We start from the raw sequence: 15,438 nt of genomic DNA on the forward strand, positions 1-15,438 counted from the left end.
CCGTCAAATTTCGGACACCCCACCTCCGATCTGACTCAAACCAGATGCACCGAACGCCGGATTCCGGCCTCTCACACGCCCCGAACCCTCCTCCAATGGGCGAAAACGCGCAGCCGGCCGGGCAGGGCACGAATGCCCCCGAGCCCTCGCCTCCGGGCACGCGCGCGCATGCGCGTCACGCACGTACACCCGCGTGACCAGCGGCGAAGCCCGTCCCGAGACCGGAACCAGTCCCTCCTACTTGTGTCGATGGCAACCGAATTCCGGCACCGGATCCTCATGCCCACTGTTTCAAACATCGATATTGAGTCATTGCGGGGCTCAAATCCATGCAGTGACCACCCACAAGATCACCGAACGCCTGACATACCCGAATCGCCCGTTCTGGAATTCGCCTGCTCGCATACTGGAATGTCATTGCGGATTCACCCGGGCGTCATGCAGGATCCGCTCGGTCGGGGGGCACACAGACGCTCCCCTCCGGGCGTGACCGCGTCCGTGCTTCGCAAAAGAAAGGTCATCCGTGCTGCCCAAGTCATCGTTGGCGGCAGGACCCGGGACCGAAGTCGCAGAAATCCTGCTGAACGCCTTCGTAACCCGCGGGCATTCCCACTTCACCGGCGTCCCGTGTTCCCTGCTGAAGGGCTTCTTCCGGTTACTGGAGGACCCCGGCTGTCCGGCCGCGTACATCCCCGCGCCGCGCGAGGACAGCGCCCTCGGAGTCGCCTCCGGACTCGCCGTGGCGGGCGCCCGGCCCGTGGTTCTGATGCAGAACTCCGGCCTCGGCTACTCGCTCAACGTCCTCACCTCGTTCAACCTCATCTACGACGTCCATCTGCCGCTCGTGGTCAGCTGGCGCGGACACGGCGGCAACGACGCCGTCGAGCACGACGTCATCGGACGCGAACTCACCCGGCTGCTCGATGTGTTCGGGCTGCCGTGGACGGTGCTGGACAACGCGCACCCCGAGGACTCGGTTGAGGCGTTCCTCAAGCAGTACGACGACGGCCGGAGCACCGCCGTACTGATCGTCCGGGAGGGGATCTAGCGTTGCTGGACATCCGTGACGCCCTGGGCGCGCTGCTGGAGCGGGAGCCGGCCGCCCTGACGGTGAGCACCTGCGGCTACATCACGCGCGACGTGTACAACATCCGCGACCGTGCCAACCACTTCTACCTCGTCGGCTCCATGGGCATGGCCGCGCCGATCGGGCTCGGCATCGCCCTGGCCCACCCGGACCGCCGGGTGCTGGTGCTGGACGGCGACGGCTCGTTCGCCATGAACCCGGGCTGTCTGCCGATGATCGCCGAGCACCGGCCGAACCTGGTGCACGTCGTCCTCGACAACGGCGCCCACGAGAGCACCGGCGGCCAGCGCACCGCCGCCCTCGGCGACCCGGCGGCCATGGCCCTCGCGGCCGGTTACGCCGCCGCCCACACCGTGGACGACCTCGACGGGCTGGCCGCCCTGGACCTGACCGGCACACCCACGCTGGTGCGGATCCGCTGCGAGCTGCGCGGCCACCCGGCGGGCAAGCGCGTGGAACAGACGCCGCAGGAGCTGGTGGAACGTTTCCGCACCCACCTGGCGGAGGGCGCCGATGCCCCGTCCGCGGGCCCGTTGACGTCGCACCTGGAAGGAGCCGTGTGAAGCCCACCCTGCTCGACTGCACCCTGCGCGACGGCGGGAACCAGAACGACTGGCAGTTCACCGCCACCGACGTCCGCACCATCGTCGCCACCCTGGACGCCGCCCGTGTCGACGTCATCGAGGTCGGCTACCGCGGCGGCTCCGGCAGCAAGGCCAGCGCCACCGCGGGCCCCTCGGCGCACTGCACACCCGAGTACCTCGCCGCGCTGCCGGACGTGTCCCACGCCGAGCTGGCCGTGATGGTCGTCCCCACCGTGTGCCCGGTCCGGGCCATGGACGACCTGCCCGACAGCCCCGTGTCCATGGTGCGCGTCGCCGCCTACCCGTGGAACATCGACGGGGTCCCGGAGTACGTCCGCGCCGTGCGCGCCCTCGGCCTGAAGGTCGGCGTCAATCTGATGGCCGTCAGCTACACCACCGAGGAGCAACTCGCCGAGATCGCCGGGATCGTGGCGGCCGAGGCACCGGACGTCTTCTACATCGCCGACTCCTTCGGCGCGCTCACCCCGGACGACGTGCGCGGGCGCGTCGAGCTGCTGGCCGAGCGGCTGCCGACTCCGCTCGGCATCCACGCCCACAACAACCTGGGCCTGGCCGCGGCCAACGCGCTCGCCGGTCTGGACGCGGGCGTGACCTGGCTGGACGCCTCGCTGTGCGCCATGGCGCGGGGCGCCGGGAACCTCGCCACCGAGCAGGCCGCCGCCTTCCTCACCGCGTGGCCCAAGTACGCCACCCACGCCGATCTGCCGCTGGTCTGCGAGGCCGCCGAGTACGTGGCCGAGCAGGTGCTGCCGCGCCCCATGACGGTGCGCCGGGCCGAGATCGCCGCCGGGATCAACGACCACCACTTCTACTTCCAGGACCGCATCGACAAGATCAGCGCCCGCCACGGTCTCGATCCGTGGCAGGTCGGGCGCCGGGTCGGCGCGGCACGCCCGCGCAAGGTCCTCGACGAGACGGTCGAGGACGTGTGCCGGGAACTGGCCGGGGCGACCACCGGCCGCACCGAGGAAACCGAACGGACCGACGGAGGGGACGCATGACCGGGAGCCGACCGCCCCAGCAGGAACCGAACGACCCGACGGCCGGCGCCGCCCGGCGGCTGCGCGCCGCGCTCGCCGCGCCGCGGCTGGCCCGTGCCATGGGCGCGCACAGCCCGCTCAGCGCCCGCCTCGCCGAGGAGGCCAGCTTCGACGTCGTCTGGTCCAGCGGACTGGAGATCTCGGCGGCGGCCGGGGTGCCCGACGCCAACATCCTCGCCATGGGCGAATGCCTGGACGCGGCCGCCGACCTCGCCGCCGCCGTGGACATCCCGGTCCTCGCGGACTGCGACTCCGGGTTCGGCAACGTCAACAACGTCATCCACATGGTGCGCTCCTACGAGGCGCGCGGCGTGGCCGGCGTGTGCATCGAGGACAAGCAGTTCCCCAAGCTCAACAGCTTCGTCGAGGGCAACCAGGACCTCGCCCCGCTGGACGACTTCGCGGCCAAGATCCGGGCCGCCGCCGAGACCCGTACCGACATGGTGGTGGTCGCCCGGCTGGAGGCGCTGATCTCCGGGCAGGGCATGGCGGAGGCGCTGCGCCGGGCCGAGGTGTACGAGCGGGCCGGGGCGGACGCCCTGCTGATCCACTCCAAGCGCAAGGACCCCGAGGAGGTGTTCGCCTTCCGCGAGTCCTACCGCGGCGACCTCCCGGTGATCGTGGTGCCGACCACGTACAACCAGGTCACCGTCGAGGAGCTGGAGCAGCGCGGCTTCGCCATGGCGATCTACGCCAACCAGGCGCTGCGCAGCTCGATCCGGGCCATGCGGGAGACCCTCACCCGGATCATGCGGGACGGCACCACGCTGAACGTGGAGTCCGAACTCGCCCCGCTCAAGGAGGTCTTCGACCTCCAGCGCATGCCCCAGATGCTGGAGCAGCAGGAGCGCTACGAGTCCGTCGGACGCGAACTCGCGGAGGCCGCACAGTGACCGCCACGACCGAATACGCCGCCCTGCGGCTGGACTTCCACGGCACCCACCTCGACCTGGAGGTGGCGCCCGGCGCCGACATCGACGGCGCGCTCGCCTTCCTGGCCACCCATCTCGTCGCCGAGGAGGCCAAGCCCGGCGAGAGCGACCGCGACCCGGTCGCCACCCTGCGCGTCCACGCCCCGGACCCGGAGCGCCTCGCGCCCCCGGCCGGGACCGCGACGGAGGACATCTACCTGCGCAAGAGCGCGAGCGAGTTCTTCACCGTCCCGGCGCGGCGGGCGGCCGTGGACGGCCGCGAGTACCTGGAGTGCGTCAAGACGGGCAGCCGCTTCCGCTTCGACCGCGCCGCCCGCGTGATCGACGTGACGCTCGGCGCGGGCGGGCACATGGACCTCGTCGAGCTGGTGCGCGACCTGGTGCTCAAGCACCAGGAGAACACCGGTGCCGCGGTCCTGCACGCCACCGCCGCCTACCGGGACGGCGAGGTCGTCCTGGTCACCGGCGCGAAGGGGGCCGGCAAGAGCACGGTGCTCATGGAGCTGGTGGAGCACTTCGGCTACCAGGTGCTCAGCGGCGACAAGACCGTGCTGCACGAGCTGCCGGACGGCTCGGTCGTCGCCGCGGGCTGGCCGGACTACCCGCATCTGGGCTACGGCACCATCGCCAAGTACCCGGGCCTGAAGGAGATCGCGGGCATCGGCGACGACTACACGCCCGCCGAGGGCCACGCGTTCTCGCCGCTGGGGAAGTTCGCGGTGGACCCACTGCCGTTCCGGGACCGCTTCCCGAGCGCCCCGGTCGGGGTGCGCGTAGCGGTCGCCGCGCTCCTGCACCCGGCGATCGGCCCCGGCGAGCGCACGGCCGTCGAGCCGCTCACCGGCAGCCGTGAGGAGCACGCCGAAGTGCTGCGCGCCAACGTGGAGTCGGCGTTCGACGGCGCGAACGCGGGCTGGCACCACTACCTCGACGACCACCGCGCCGCCCACGCGGCCCAGCGCGACCGCATCACCGGCATCCTGTCCGGGGTGCCCGCCTGGACGGTGACCGGTCCGGGCGACCTGACCACCGAGAACGTGCCGCCCGCGATCGCCGGACCCGCGGGGGTGGCCCGGTGATCGAACTGACGGTGGAGAGCACCGGCCTCAACTCCCACTACGACCTCACCGACCGGATCGCCGCCGCTCTCCAGGAGCACGGCACCGGCGACGGTCTGGCCGGGGTGTTCGCGCACGGCAGCACCATCGGGCTCACCGTGATGCGCTACGAACCGGGCGCCGTGCAGGATCTGCTGCGCGCCCTGGAGCGGATCGCGCCGGAGTCCCCCGCCGACGGCGGCCGCTATCTGCACGAGCTGACCACCGCCGACCCCAACGGCTTCTCGCACCTGAAGTCGTCGCTGCTCGGCACCAGTCTGCTCGTCCCCTTCCGGGACGGCCGCCTCGCCATGTCGCCCAGCCACCGCGTGGTGCTCTTCGACTTCGACCTGAAGCCCGCCACCCGCCGTGTCTTCCTCGACGCGCCCCGGCCCGCGACGCCCGCCCACAGCCCCGACGAGATCAAGGAGAACAGCCGGTGAAGCTGCGGCTGGCCACCCCCGGCCCCACCGAGGTACCGCAGCGCCTGCTGCTGGCCGGGGCCCGCGAGATCATCCACCACCGCTCCACCGAGATGGAGCAGCTGATCCACGAGATCAGCGGCGCTCTGCCCCCGCTGTTCGGCACCGACGCCCCGGTGTACACCATCGCCTCCTCCGGGACCGGCGCGATGGAGGCCGCGGTCGCCAACTGCTTCTCGCCCGGCGACGAGGTCCTGGTCGTCTCCAACGGCTACTTCGGCGAACGCTTCCAGGCGATCTGCCGGTCCTACGGGCTCACCGTGCACGTCGTGCAGAGCGACTGGGGCACCAGCGCCGACCCCGAGCGGGTGGCGGTCGCGTACCGCGAACACCCCCGGATCAAGGGCGCGTTCGTCGTCTACAGCGAGACCTCCACGGGCGCGCTCAACGACGTCGAGGCGATCGGGCGGATCTTCCGCGACACCGATGTGGTCGTGGTCGTGGACGCCATCAGCGGGCTGCTGGTGCACCCGCTGGAGATGGACGCGTGGGGCCTGGACGTGGTCCTCGCCGCCTCCCACAAGGGGTTCATGCTCCCGCCGGGGCTGGCCTTCGTCGCCCTCTCCGAGAAGGCGTGGACGGCGGTGGAGAAGGCCAACGGCCCGAACTACTACTGGTCGTTCGAGCGCCTGCGCCACTTCTACCCCATGTCGTCCTCCTCCCCCGCGGTGTCCCTGCTGCTCGCCCTGCACGAGTCGCTGAAGATGCTGAACGAGGAGGGCCCGGAGTCCTTCCGCGCCCGCCACGCCGTACTCGGCAAGGCCTCCGAACGCGCCCTGCTCAAGCTCGGGTTCAGCACCTTCGTGCAGGCCCCGCACCGGCGCAGCCACGTCATCACCTCGGCCCTCGCCCCCGAGGGCATCGACACCGGCCGCCTGCTGAAGACGCTGTCGACGTCCTACGGCGTCACGATGACCGGCGGCCAGGCCCACCTCAAGGGCAAGCTCATCCGGGTCGGACACGTGGGCGCCGCCGACGCCCTCGACCTGTGCGGGATCTTCGGCGCCCTGGAGATGGCCCTGCTGGACCTGGGCCACACCTTCACGCCGGGCTCCGGCGTCGGCGAGATCATCCGTACGTTCCACGAGGAGGGCCGCTGATGCTCGTCCTGTTCCAGCGGGAGACCTGCCCCGACTGCAAGCCGGTACGCGAACTGCTCACCAGGCTCCAGGTCTCCTACATCAACATCAACGTGCCCAAGCCGCGCGAGGAGCGGCACGAGCTGATCCGCACCACGGGCAGCAAGTTCATCCCGGCCCTGGTCGACGGCGCCACCGTGATCCCGGGCAGGCTGCGGGAGAACGCGGACATCATCGCGTACCTCAAGGAGCGCTTCGGCGACCCCGACGAGCTGACCGCCAGGACCGCCGGCGACTCCGACGAGCTGGCCGCCAGGACCGCCGGCGACTCCGACGAGCTGGCCGCCAAGACCGCCGGCGACTCCGACGAGGTGGCCGCCACGACCGCCGACGGCCAACCGGAGTCCGTGGCACTCCCGGGCGAGGCAGCGGCGGAGCCCGTGGCATGACCTCCGGTCGCCAGGTACCCGCGACACCGCGTCTCGCGGTGCTCGCGGGCACTCCGCAACTGGTGTGCGCGGCACGGTCGTTGGGCATCTCCACGGTCTTCGTGCACGACGCCTCGGAACCGGCGCCGCCCGTCGCCGCGGAGGCCGACACGGCCCTCGCGGCAGACCTGGCGGACACCGAGGCGCTGCACGCGGCCCTGGCCCCGCTGCACGCCGAGCACCCCTTCGGCCGGGTGCTGTCGCTCACCGAACGCGGCCTGCTGCCCACGGCCGCGCTCGCCGAACGGCTCGGCCTGCCCGGAAACTCCCTGCACACCGTGCGCCTGCTCCAGGACAAGCAGCGCATGCGGGAACTGCTCAACGCCCGGGGCATCGGCCCGGTGCACACCGCCGCACCGCGCGACGCGGCGGACCTGGCCGCCTTCTGCCGTACGACGGACGGCCCCGTGGTCCTCAAGCCCACGGCCGGCACCGGCAGTCAGGCGGTCTTCAAGGTGGCCGACGCGCAGGCGGCCGAGGAGGCCTGGCGGGCGTTCGAGGCGGCGGGCGGCACCCAGCCCCTCGCCGAGGAGTACCTCGACGGCCCCGAGATCAGCGTGGAGAGCTTCTCCCACGACGGGAAGCACACGGTCCTCGCGGTCACCGACAAGCTGGTCGGCCCCGCGTTCGTGGAGACGGGCCACACCCAGCCCAGCGCCCTCCCCGCGCCCGTACTGGCGGAGGTGACCGACCTGGTCCACGCCTTCCTGGACGCCGTAGGGCTGGTGGAGGGCCCCGCCCACACCGAGGTCAAGGTCACCGCGAAGGGCCCGCGCGTCCTGGAGTCCCACAACCGCATCGGCGGCGACAAGATCCGCGAACTCCTGCGCAGAGCCTACGACTTGGACGTGGTGACCCTGACCGCGGCCTGCCCGTTCGGCCTGCTGAGCGCACCCACGGCCCCGCCGGTGCCCCGCCGGGGAGCGGCGATCCGCTTCCTCACCCCACCCCCCGGAAAGGTCGAACACATCACCCTGCCGGACACCACCGGCACCACCGCCGAGATCCACCTGGACGTCGCCGTCGGCGACCCGGTCCACCGGGTACGCGCCTCGCAGGACCGCGCGGGATACGTCATCGCCGACGGCCCCGACGCCGCAGAAGCAGCCCGGATCTGCGAGGAGTTGGCGTCCCGGGTGCGGATCGGGACGAGCGGGTGAGAGCGGTGCGCCACGCCGTGCTGACCGACATCCACGGGGACACGGCACGCCTGCGCGCGGTCCTGGAACGGATCCGCGCACAGGATGTGGACGAAGTGGTCTGCCTGGGCGACGTCTTCGAGTGCCGAGTCGGCAAACGGGACGCGCCCGCGTACGAGTTCAAGGGCAGCCTGACGGAGGTCTTCGACGCGGACCCCCAACTCGCCCGCCTCCTGGACGGCGTACGGCTGGTGCGGGGCAACCAGGAGGAGCGGATCCGCGCACTGGTGCCCGAGGCCCACCTCCCCGACTGGACGCGCCCGCTGCTGGACGCGCCCTCGGAGCACCGCACGGACTTCGCCCGGTACTGCCACGGCCACTCCTTGCCCTGGCGGGAACTGGAGCCGGGGCGGTGGTGTCCCGCCGAGGCGGACTTCCCCGGCCGGGCACTGGTGCACGGCCACCACCACCGCAGTGCCCTGTACCGCCTGCGGCCGGGCAGCCCGACGCGCGTGGAGAACGTGCCCGTACGTTTCGGGGAGCCGGTCCCGCTCGCCCCCGACGGCCGCTACGTCGTCAACGTGGGCTCCGTGACCCGCTGCGCCCCGGACCGCGGCCCCTCCCCCGCCTGGGCCGTGATCGACGAGGCGGCGGCCACCGTCACCTACCACCACCTTCAACTTACGGAGTAGCAGTGACCCGGCAGGTACTCCTGCTCAACTCGGACAAGCCCGAGGTCCTCAGGGCCCTGGCCCGCCGCCCCGACGTGACCGTCCGCGTCATGACCCGCAAGGTCTACGCCGACCTGTACCGCGACCACGAGACGGCGTACGTCGACAGCTTCGCCGACCTGACCCAGGTCGAGCAGGCGGCGTACGAACTGGCCGCCCACGGCCCCGTCGACCATGTCATCGCGGCGACGGAGAAGAGTGTGGTGGCGGCCGGCCTGGTCCGCGCGCTGCTCGGCGTGCCCGGCCCCGGCGTCGACCAGTCGCTGTGGGCGACCCACAAGCGGGCGATGAAGGACAGACTGCGGGCGGCGGGACTCCCGGTGACGGACTACGCCCAGGCCGCCACGCTCTCCGACGTGCCCAGGGCGGCGGAACGGACCGGCTGGCCGATCATGATCAAGCCGGTGTTCGGCGCTGCGTCCAAGTGCACGTACCGCGTGGACTCCGCGGCCGAGTTCACCGAACGCCACCGCGCCGGCGAGTTCACCGACCTCGCGGAGAAACGGCTGCCGATCCAGGTCGAACGCCTGGTGCGCTTCACACACGAGTACCACTGCGACGGAGTCGTGCACGAGGGCGAGGTGGCCCACGCGGCGGTCTCCCGCTACTACCTCCCGCCCCTGCGCATCACACCGAACCTGAACAGCGGCTATGTGGCGGACCAGAAGGACGAGTTCTCGCAGAAGGTCCTGTCTCTCCACCACCAAGTGGTGGCGACGCTGGCCCTGCCCGCCGGCGTCACCCACCTGGAGGTCTTCCGCACCGGGACGGGCCCGGTGATCGGCGAAGTGGCAGTCCGGCCGGGCGGAATGGGCATCTCCCGCATGTGGTGGCACGCGTTCGGCCTGGACCTGTGGGAGGAGTTCGCCCGCGTCTCGACCGGCGAACCCCCCAGCCACCCACCCCGCACCCCGCACCCCGCGACCATCGGCCGCACCCGCCTCCCGGCCCTCCCCGGCCTGCGCGAACGAGTGCTGTCGACGCCCGGAGTCCGGGAGGTCCTGACCCCGGAGGAGTGCGCGAGCCCGTCCCACCTGGAGGCGTACTTCGAGGCTCCGGACGAGAGGTCCGCGGAGCGAGTCATAGCGGACCTGCACAGACTGGCGGTGCCACCGGCATGACGACCACGGCACCCCCCACCCCCCGCCGCCCCCGAGCCCTGCTCACGGCGGCGCTCCCGGCCCCGGGCGCCCCCCGCCTCCTGGCCCTGTCCTGGCTGATCAAAACGGTGGGCAGCGGCCTGTACCTGACGACGAGCACCCTGTTCTTCACAAGGGTCGTCGGCCTGCCGGTCCACCAGGTGGCCACGGCCCTCACGACCGCCGGAATAGCGGCACTGGCAGGAGCGGTCCCCCTGGGCAAACTGGCGGACCGCTACGGCCCGAGACGGACGTACACCGCCCTCCTCGCCATCCAGTTCGCCACGATGGCGGCCCTGGCCTTCGCCCGCACGTTCCCGGTGTTCGCGGGCCTGATCCTGGTCTTCCTCCTGGCGGAACAGGGCAGCACGGCGGCGCGAGGCGCGTTGGTGGCGACGGCAGGAGAGGGCGCCGAACGCGTCCGCCTGCGGGCCTACCTCCGCGTGGTGACCAACATCGGCATCACGATCGGCGCGGCGGCCTCGGCCCTGGTGATCCAGGCGGACTCGAAGACGGGCTACATGGTCCTGCTGTGGTGCACGGCACTGACGTACCCGGCGGCGGCGGTACCGTTGCGCCGCCTGCGCGCCCCAAAGCCTGAGCCTGAACTGGCGGCCGAGAAGTCGCCCCGCCGCGGCTCGGGCTGGCAGGTCCTGCGGGACCGCCGCTACGCCGTGATCACACTGATCTGCGGAGTCCTGTCACTCCAGGCCCAGGTGCTGTCCTTCGCGGTCCCCCTGTGGGTACTGGAACACACGGAAGCACCACGAGTACTGGTCTCGGCCATGGTCACGGTCAACACAGTGATGGTGATCTGCCTCCAGATCCGCTTCAGCAGAGGAGCGGAGGACAACGCCCGGGCGGCGGCAATGTGCCGAGCCGCAGGCCTCGCCCTCCTCGCGTCCTGCGCGCTGGCGTCATTCACCGCCGGCCTGTCCGGCTGGCAGGCCGTCACCCTCCTCCTGCTCTTCGCGGCGGCCCTGACCCTGGGCGAACTCTGGCTCTCCGCAGGCTCCTTCGGCCTCAGCTTCAACCTCGCCCCCGACCACATGCACGGCCAGTACCAGGGCTTCTTCTCCCTGGGCCGCGGCACGGCAACAGCTCTGGCCCCGGCCCTGATCGCCACCCTCTGCCTGGGCGACCATCCACGCGTGGGGTGGCTGGTGCTCGGCACCCTGTTCGCAGCGGCGGGGGTGGCGGCGCCGTGGGCGTTGCGGGTGAGGGGGGCGCCGGGGCGGACGCCCGGCGCCCATGCATGACGAACCACCCTGACGAATCACCACACCGAATAACAAAACTTTTGTGAACGTATTTCCATGGTCGCCACCACCTCAGACCCAGTTCCCGGCGAAGGTCCGATTCGCCCGGTCTCCGTCTCCCTCCACGAAGGCACCATCGCGGCCCTCAAGGCGCGTACGGGCAAGCGGGGCATGTCCGCCTATGTCGAAGCCCTCATCCAGCGACAGTTGGAGCGCGACCGGCTGCGCGAACTGATCGAGGATGCCGAAGCCGACCACGGCCCCGTCGACCAGGCCGCAGTCGAGGCCAAGCGGGCGATCCTGCGCGGTGACGCAGCCGGCTCGACGGATTCCGCGTGAGCGGCACCCTCGTCCTCGACTGCGAGGGCCTGTCCAAACTCGTACGACGCACCCCCGAGCTCACCGCATGGCTGGCCGCCGCCGAAGCCGAAGACGTACGGGTCATCACCAGCTCCGTCACCCTCGTCGAAGCCCGCGACCCCAGGACCAACCCGGCCCGCTTCGACTACGCAGTCTCCCGCGTCAACATCATCCCGCCCACCGAAGCCATCGCCCGTCACGCCAGCAAGCTCCTCGTCGCAGCCGGACTCCACGGCCACAAGTACGCCCTCGACGCGATCGTGGCCGCCACCGCGATGGCCTCCCCCTCTCCCGTGACGGTCCTCACCTCGGACCCCGAGGACCTCTTGATGCTGTGCGGCTCCGGCGTCTGCGCAGTCAAGATCTGACGCACGGCGATTCCGCCAGCCGGGAGGTACAGCACCCTGTCACGGGAGCCTCACTGACGACGGCTTCGAGCCACAGCGGCTCCAACAACGGCCATGACGCCCGCCAGCGCGAGAACGAGCACGGCGGTGACGCCGATGCGTACCCCTCCGGACAGGTTCGTCGTGGCCATCACCGCTCCCACTGCGATCAGCGCACAGAGGCCGGCCACCGTCGAGGTGACGCCCAACTGGCTCCTACTGTTCATGCCTGCTGCTCCTCATCCACCGCTGAGACCACGGATAGACCACGGACAGCCGCGCAGCACACGCCCCGGCGCCGCCGCCGTAACCGCTGAACGAAAAAGCCCAGCTCAGAGTGACCCTGAGCTGGGCTTTCGAATGGAGCCGCCTTCGGGATTCGAACCCGAGACCTACGCATTACGAGTGCGTTGCTCTGGCCATCTGAGCTAAGGCGGCGCGCTGTCCGCACTATGGTGCGATCAGCAACGTCGGTAAGTCTACACAGTTTCCGGGGGTGCTCCGCACCAGCCCCGACCCGTCCCGGGCGGGGCCGGTGGCAGGGGCTATGAGCAGCGCTTTTTGTCCGCAGGCGGGGTGCCGCGGAGCAGGTACGTGTTGATCGTGCGGTCGATGCAGTCGCTGCCCCGGCCGTACGCGGTGTGGCCGTCGCCCTCGTAGGTCAGGAGGCGGGCGGAGGAGAGCTGGGCGGCGAGGGCGCGGGCCCAGCGGTACGGGGTCGCCGGGTCGCGGGTGGTGCCGACCACCACGATCGGGGCCGCGCCCTCCGCCTTGATGCGGTGCGGCTCGCCCGTGGCCGCCACCGGCCAGTACGCGCAGGTCAGGGAGGCCCAGGCCAGGCCCTCGCCGAAGACCGGGGACGCCTTCTCGAAGGCGGGCAGGTCGGCCTCCACCTGCTCGGGGGTGTCGAAGGCCGACGGCAGGTCCAGGCAGTTCACGGCCGCGTTCGCGAACATCAGGTTCGAGTAACTGCCGTTCGCGTCCCGCTCGTAGTAGCTGTCCGCGAGGACCAGCAGGCCGGCGCCGTCGTTCTCCTCCATCGCCATGGTCAGCGCCTCGCGGAGCTGTGCCCAGGCCGCCTCGTCGTACATCGCCGCGATCACGCCGATCGTGGCGAGGGACTCGCCCAGCTTGCGGCCGTCCGCGTCGCCCGTGGGGATGGGCCGGGCGTCGAGTTCCTCGAAGAAGGCCTTCAGGTTGGGGCCCACCTTCTCGGCGTCCGTGCCCAGCGGGCAGTCCGGCTGCTGCACGCAGTCCCGCGCGAACGCCCGGAACGCCGTCTCAAACCCGGCCGTCTGGTCCAGGTTCAGCCGCCGGGCGGGCAGCGAGGGGTCCATCGCGCCGTCCAGGACCAGCCGCCCGGCCCGCTGCGGGAACAGCCCCGCGTACGTCGCACCGAGGAACGTGCCGTACGACGCCCCCACGTAGTGCAGCTTCTCGTCCCCCAGCACCGCGCGCAGGATGTCCATGTCCCGCGCCGCCTCGACGGTGGACACATGGCGCAGCAGCTCCGGCGAGTCCGCGCCGCAGCCCTCGGCGAAGGTCTTGAAGGCGTCCACCAGCTTGGACCGCTCGGCCCCGTCGTCGGGGGTGATGTCGGTCTGGGTGTACGCGTCCATCTGCGGCCCGGACAGGCATTCGATCGGTTCGCTGCGGGCGACGCCCCGCGGGTCGACGGCGACCATGTCGTAGCGGGCGCGCACCTCGGCCGGGTAGCCGATACCGGCGTACGCCTGGAGGTAGCCGATCGCCGAACCCCCCGGCCCGCCCGGGTTGACCAGCAGCGATCCGATCCGCTTGCCCGGTCCGGTGGCCTTCTTGCGGGCCACCGCCAGCCGCACGTCGCCCTTCTGCGGCTGCGCGTAGTCGACCGGCGCCTTGAGCGTGGCGCACTGGAACCCGGGGACTCCGCAGGCCCGCCACTTCAGCTCCTGGCTGTAGTACGGCGCCAGCGTGTCCGGGGTGGCCCGCGGCAGCGCGGCCAGCGCCGCCTCGGCCGCCGGGCTCGCCGCACTCGACGAGCCGCCGGGGGAGCATGCCGAGACCACCAGCGCGGCGACGGCGAGAAGGGCTCCCGCCGTCCGGGCTCTGCGGGTTCGGGCGTGCCGAGGGGTCCCGGTGCCGGGGGCGGGAGTCGGGTGGGGGCGCCTGATGTGCATCCAGCGAGCGTAACTCTGTGCAGCCGAATGGATGCCCTCCGTGCGGGTCACGGCTCGTACGGGTTACGCGGTCAACCGCCCGCCCGTCACTTCACCCACCCGCCATTCCATGCATCCGCCACTGCCCCTGCTCAGCCCGCTCTCAGCGCCATCGTCATCGCCTCCACCGCCAGCAGCGGCGCCACATTGCGGTCCAGGGCGTCCCGGCAGGCCGCAATGGCCTCGATCCGGCGCAGCGTGGCCTCCGGGGTGCTGCTACGCGCCAGCCGGTCGAGGACGTCCTCGGCATCGGCGTTGGCGATGGCCACGCGGGAGCCGAGCTGGAGGGCGAGGACGTCGCGGTAGAAGGCGGTGAGGTCGGTCAGGGCGAGGTCGAGGCTGTCGCGCTGGGTGCGGGTGCGGCGGCGCTTCTGCTTGTCCTCCAGGTCCTTCATCACGCCCGCCGTGCCGCGCGGCAGCCGGCCGCCCTGCGCCGCGCCGAGCGCCGCCTTCAGCTCCTCGGTCTCCTTGCCGTCCATCTCCTCGGCGAGTTGCTTGGCGTCCTCGGCCGCCGCGTCCACCAGCTCCTGCGCGGCCCTCAGGCAGCCGCCGATCTCCTCCACGCGCAGCGGCAGCTTCAGCACCGCCGCTCTGCGCTCGCGGGCCGCCGGGTCGGTGGCCAGGCGGCGCGCCCGGTCGACGTGGCCCTGGGTGGCGCGGGCCGCCGCGGCGGCCACCTCGGGCTCGATGCCCTCGCGCCGTACGAGCATGTCGGCGATGGCGTCGACCGAGGGCGTACGCAGGTTCAGGTGGCGGCAGCGGGAGCGGATGGTGGGCAGGACGTCCTCGATGGAGGGGGCGCACAGCAGCCAGACCGTGCGCGGGGCCGGTTCCTCCACCGCCTTCAGGACGGCGTTGGCCGACTTCTCGTTCAGGCGCTCGGCGTCCTCGACGAGGATGACCTGCCAGCGGCCGTTGGCGGGCGAGGTGAACGACTTGCGGACGGTGTCCCGCATGTCCTCGGCGAGGATCTGGGTGCCCACGGCCGCGACCGTGGTGACGTCGGCATGCGTGCCGACCAGCGCCGTATGACAGCCGTCGCAGAAGCCGCAGCCGGGCGCTCCGCCGAGGGCGCGGTCGGGGCTGACGCACTGCAGCGCGGCGGCGAAGGCACGCGCGGCCTGGGTGTGGCCGGCGCCGGGCGGGCCCGTGAACAGCCAGGCGTGCGTCATCTTCGACGCCTCCGGGGGCGGGGCATCCGCCGCGGCGGCGGTGACCAGGGCGTCGGCGTCCCGGGCAGCGGCGGCGAGCTGCTCGCTCACCTTCTCCTGCCCCACCAGGTCGTCCCACACGGTCATGACGTACGCCGCCCTTTCGTCCACGTGACGCGGTACGCCCTCCATTGTGGAGGGCCCCACTGACAACGACGGCGGCCCCGGTCAGGGCTGCCGTCCCAGCTGCCGGAAAAAGACCCAG

General features: G+C 71.6%; 17 protein-coding genes and 1 tRNA gene. 14 read left to right on the forward strand and 4 right to left on the reverse strand.

Annotation, left to right across the window (positions count from 1 at the left end):
* Positions 1 to 523: 523 nt before the first annotated feature.
* From GA0115233_RS25215 to GA0115233_RS25280, 14 genes are read left to right on the forward strand one after another with little or no spacing between them, the layout of a single operon-like run.
* On the forward strand, positions 524 to 1,048 hold the full coding sequence (locus GA0115233_RS25215) for a thiamine pyrophosphate-binding protein (RefSeq protein WP_093722584.1): 525 nt from the start codon (positions 524 to 526) through the stop codon (positions 1,046 to 1,048).
* Positions 1,049 to 1,050: 2 nt separating this feature from the next.
* Entirely contained in the window at positions 1,051 to 1,650 is a 600-nt protein-coding gene (locus tag GA0115233_RS25220) for a thiamine pyrophosphate-dependent enzyme (protein ID WP_218063541.1), read from the forward strand.
* A complete protein-coding gene (locus GA0115233_RS25225) occupies positions 1,647 to 2,693 on the forward strand; it encodes an aldolase (protein WP_176711930.1) in 1,047 nt (348 codons plus the stop codon). The genes GA0115233_RS25220 and GA0115233_RS25225 overlap by 4 nt, the downstream gene beginning before the upstream one ends.
* Positions 2,690 to 3,625: an isocitrate lyase/phosphoenolpyruvate mutase family protein gene (locus GA0115233_RS25230; protein ID WP_093722586.1), complete on the forward strand. Its 936-nt coding sequence runs from the start codon at positions 2,690 to 2,692 to the stop codon at positions 3,623 to 3,625. The genes GA0115233_RS25225 and GA0115233_RS25230 overlap by 4 nt, the downstream gene beginning before the upstream one ends.
* Positions 3,622 to 4,743 (forward strand): hypothetical protein, encoded by a 1,122-nt coding sequence (locus GA0115233_RS25235; RefSeq protein ID WP_093722587.1) that lies wholly within the window; start codon positions 3,622 to 3,624, stop codon positions 4,741 to 4,743. Before GA0115233_RS25230 ends, GA0115233_RS25235 begins: the two co-directional genes overlap by 4 nt.
* On the forward strand, positions 4,740 to 5,204 hold the full coding sequence (locus GA0115233_RS25240) for a YjbQ family protein (RefSeq protein ID WP_093722588.1): 465 nt from the start codon (positions 4,740 to 4,742) through the stop codon (positions 5,202 to 5,204). Before GA0115233_RS25235 ends, GA0115233_RS25240 begins: the two co-directional genes overlap by 4 nt.
* Positions 5,201 to 6,343, forward strand: a complete 1,143-nt coding sequence (locus GA0115233_RS25245; protein ID WP_093722589.1) for a pyridoxal-phosphate-dependent aminotransferase family protein — start codon at positions 5,201 to 5,203, stop codon at positions 6,341 to 6,343. The genes GA0115233_RS25240 and GA0115233_RS25245 overlap by 4 nt, the downstream gene beginning before the upstream one ends.
* Complete coding sequence (locus GA0115233_RS41860; RefSeq protein WP_255310344.1) at positions 6,343 to 6,771, forward strand: glutaredoxin domain-containing protein; 429 nt, start codon at positions 6,343 to 6,345, stop codon at positions 6,769 to 6,771. Before GA0115233_RS25245 ends, GA0115233_RS41860 begins: the two co-directional genes overlap by 1 nt.
* The gene (locus GA0115233_RS25255; protein ID WP_093722590.1) at positions 6,768 to 7,970 is read left to right on the forward strand and encodes an ATP-grasp domain-containing protein; all 1,203 of its coding nucleotides are present in this window, start codon (positions 6,768 to 6,770) and stop codon (positions 7,968 to 7,970) included. Before GA0115233_RS41860 ends, GA0115233_RS25255 begins: the two co-directional genes overlap by 4 nt.
* A 5-nt stretch (positions 7,971 to 7,975) precedes the next feature.
* Positions 7,976 to 8,641 (forward strand): metallophosphoesterase family protein, encoded by a 666-nt coding sequence (locus tag GA0115233_RS25260; protein WP_176711931.1) that lies wholly within the window; start codon positions 7,976 to 7,978, stop codon positions 8,639 to 8,641.
* 2 nt (positions 8,642 to 8,643) lie between these two features.
* Positions 8,644 to 9,801, forward strand: coding sequence for an ATP-grasp domain-containing protein (locus GA0115233_RS25265; RefSeq protein WP_093722591.1), 1,158 nt, complete (start codon positions 8,644 to 8,646; stop codon positions 9,799 to 9,801).
* The gene (locus GA0115233_RS25270; protein WP_093722592.1) at positions 9,798 to 11,078 is read left to right on the forward strand and encodes an MFS transporter; all 1,281 of its coding nucleotides are present in this window, start codon (positions 9,798 to 9,800) and stop codon (positions 11,076 to 11,078) included. Before GA0115233_RS25265 ends, GA0115233_RS25270 begins: the two co-directional genes overlap by 4 nt.
* Positions 11,079 to 11,135: 57 nt before the next feature.
* Complete coding sequence (locus GA0115233_RS25275) at positions 11,136 to 11,417, forward strand: hypothetical protein (RefSeq protein ID WP_093722593.1); 282 nt, start codon at positions 11,136 to 11,138, stop codon at positions 11,415 to 11,417.
* Positions 11,414 to 11,806: a type II toxin-antitoxin system VapC family toxin gene (locus tag GA0115233_RS25280; RefSeq protein ID WP_093722594.1), complete on the forward strand. Its 393-nt coding sequence runs from the start codon at positions 11,414 to 11,416 to the stop codon at positions 11,804 to 11,806. The genes GA0115233_RS25275 and GA0115233_RS25280 overlap by 4 nt, the downstream gene beginning before the upstream one ends.
* Before the next feature lie 50 nt (positions 11,807 to 11,856).
* Here the strand turns inward: GA0115233_RS25280 and GA0115233_RS25285 are convergent, their stop codons facing one another.
* The 4 genes from GA0115233_RS25285 to GA0115233_RS25300 form a co-directional block, all read right to left on the reverse strand.
* Positions 11,857 to 12,051, reverse strand: a complete 195-nt coding sequence (locus GA0115233_RS25285) for a hypothetical protein (protein ID WP_093722595.1) — start codon at positions 12,049 to 12,051, stop codon at positions 11,857 to 11,859.
* Positions 12,052 to 12,185: 134 nt separating this feature from the next.
* Positions 12,186 to 12,262, reverse strand: a tRNA-Thr gene (locus GA0115233_RS25290).
* Positions 12,263 to 12,369: 107 nt separating this feature from the next.
* On the reverse strand, positions 12,370 to 13,983 hold the full coding sequence (locus tag GA0115233_RS25295; protein ID WP_093722596.1) for an alpha/beta hydrolase: 1,614 nt from the start codon (positions 13,981 to 13,983) through the stop codon (positions 12,370 to 12,372).
* A 131-nt stretch (positions 13,984 to 14,114) separates the two neighbouring features.
* On the reverse strand, positions 14,115 to 15,320 hold the full coding sequence (locus GA0115233_RS25300) for a DNA polymerase III subunit delta' (RefSeq protein ID WP_093722597.1): 1,206 nt from the start codon (positions 15,318 to 15,320) through the stop codon (positions 14,115 to 14,117).
* Positions 15,321 to 15,438: the final 118 nt, after the last annotated feature.

Source organism: Streptomyces sp. DI166 (assembly GCF_900091315.1).
Classification (GTDB): domain Bacteria; phylum Actinomycetota; class Actinomycetes; order Streptomycetales; family Streptomycetaceae; genus Streptomyces; species Streptomyces fuscus.

Excerpts from the sequence above, each read along its gene's own strand:
- GA0115233_RS25230 (WP_093722586.1), top strand. The coding sequence starts at position 2,690 with ATGACCGGGAGCCGACCGCCCCAGCAGGAACCGAACGACCCGACGGCC.
- GA0115233_RS41860 (WP_255310344.1), top strand. The coding sequence starts at position 6,343 with ATGCTCGTCCTGTTCCAGCGGGAGACCTGCCCCGACTGCAAGCCGGTA.
- GA0115233_RS25255 (WP_093722590.1), top strand. The coding sequence starts at position 6,768 with ATGACCTCCGGTCGCCAGGTACCCGCGACACCGCGTCTCGCGGTGCTC.
- GA0115233_RS25270 (WP_093722592.1), top strand. The coding sequence starts at position 9,798 with ATGACGACCACGGCACCCCCCACCCCCCGCCGCCCCCGAGCCCTGCTC.
- GA0115233_RS25275 (WP_093722593.1), top strand. The coding sequence starts at position 11,136 with ATGGTCGCCACCACCTCAGACCCAGTTCCCGGCGAAGGTCCGATTCGC.
- GA0115233_RS25285 (WP_093722595.1), bottom strand. The coding sequence starts at position 12,051 with ATGAACAGTAGGAGCCAGTTGGGCGTCACCTCGACGGTGGCCGGCCTC.
- GA0115233_RS25295 (WP_093722596.1), bottom strand. The coding sequence starts at position 13,983 with ATGCACATCAGGCGCCCCCACCCGACTCCCGCCCCCGGCACCGGGACC.
- GA0115233_RS25300 (WP_093722597.1), bottom strand. The coding sequence starts at position 15,320 with ATGACCGTGTGGGACGACCTGGTGGGGCAGGAGAAGGTGAGCGAGCAG.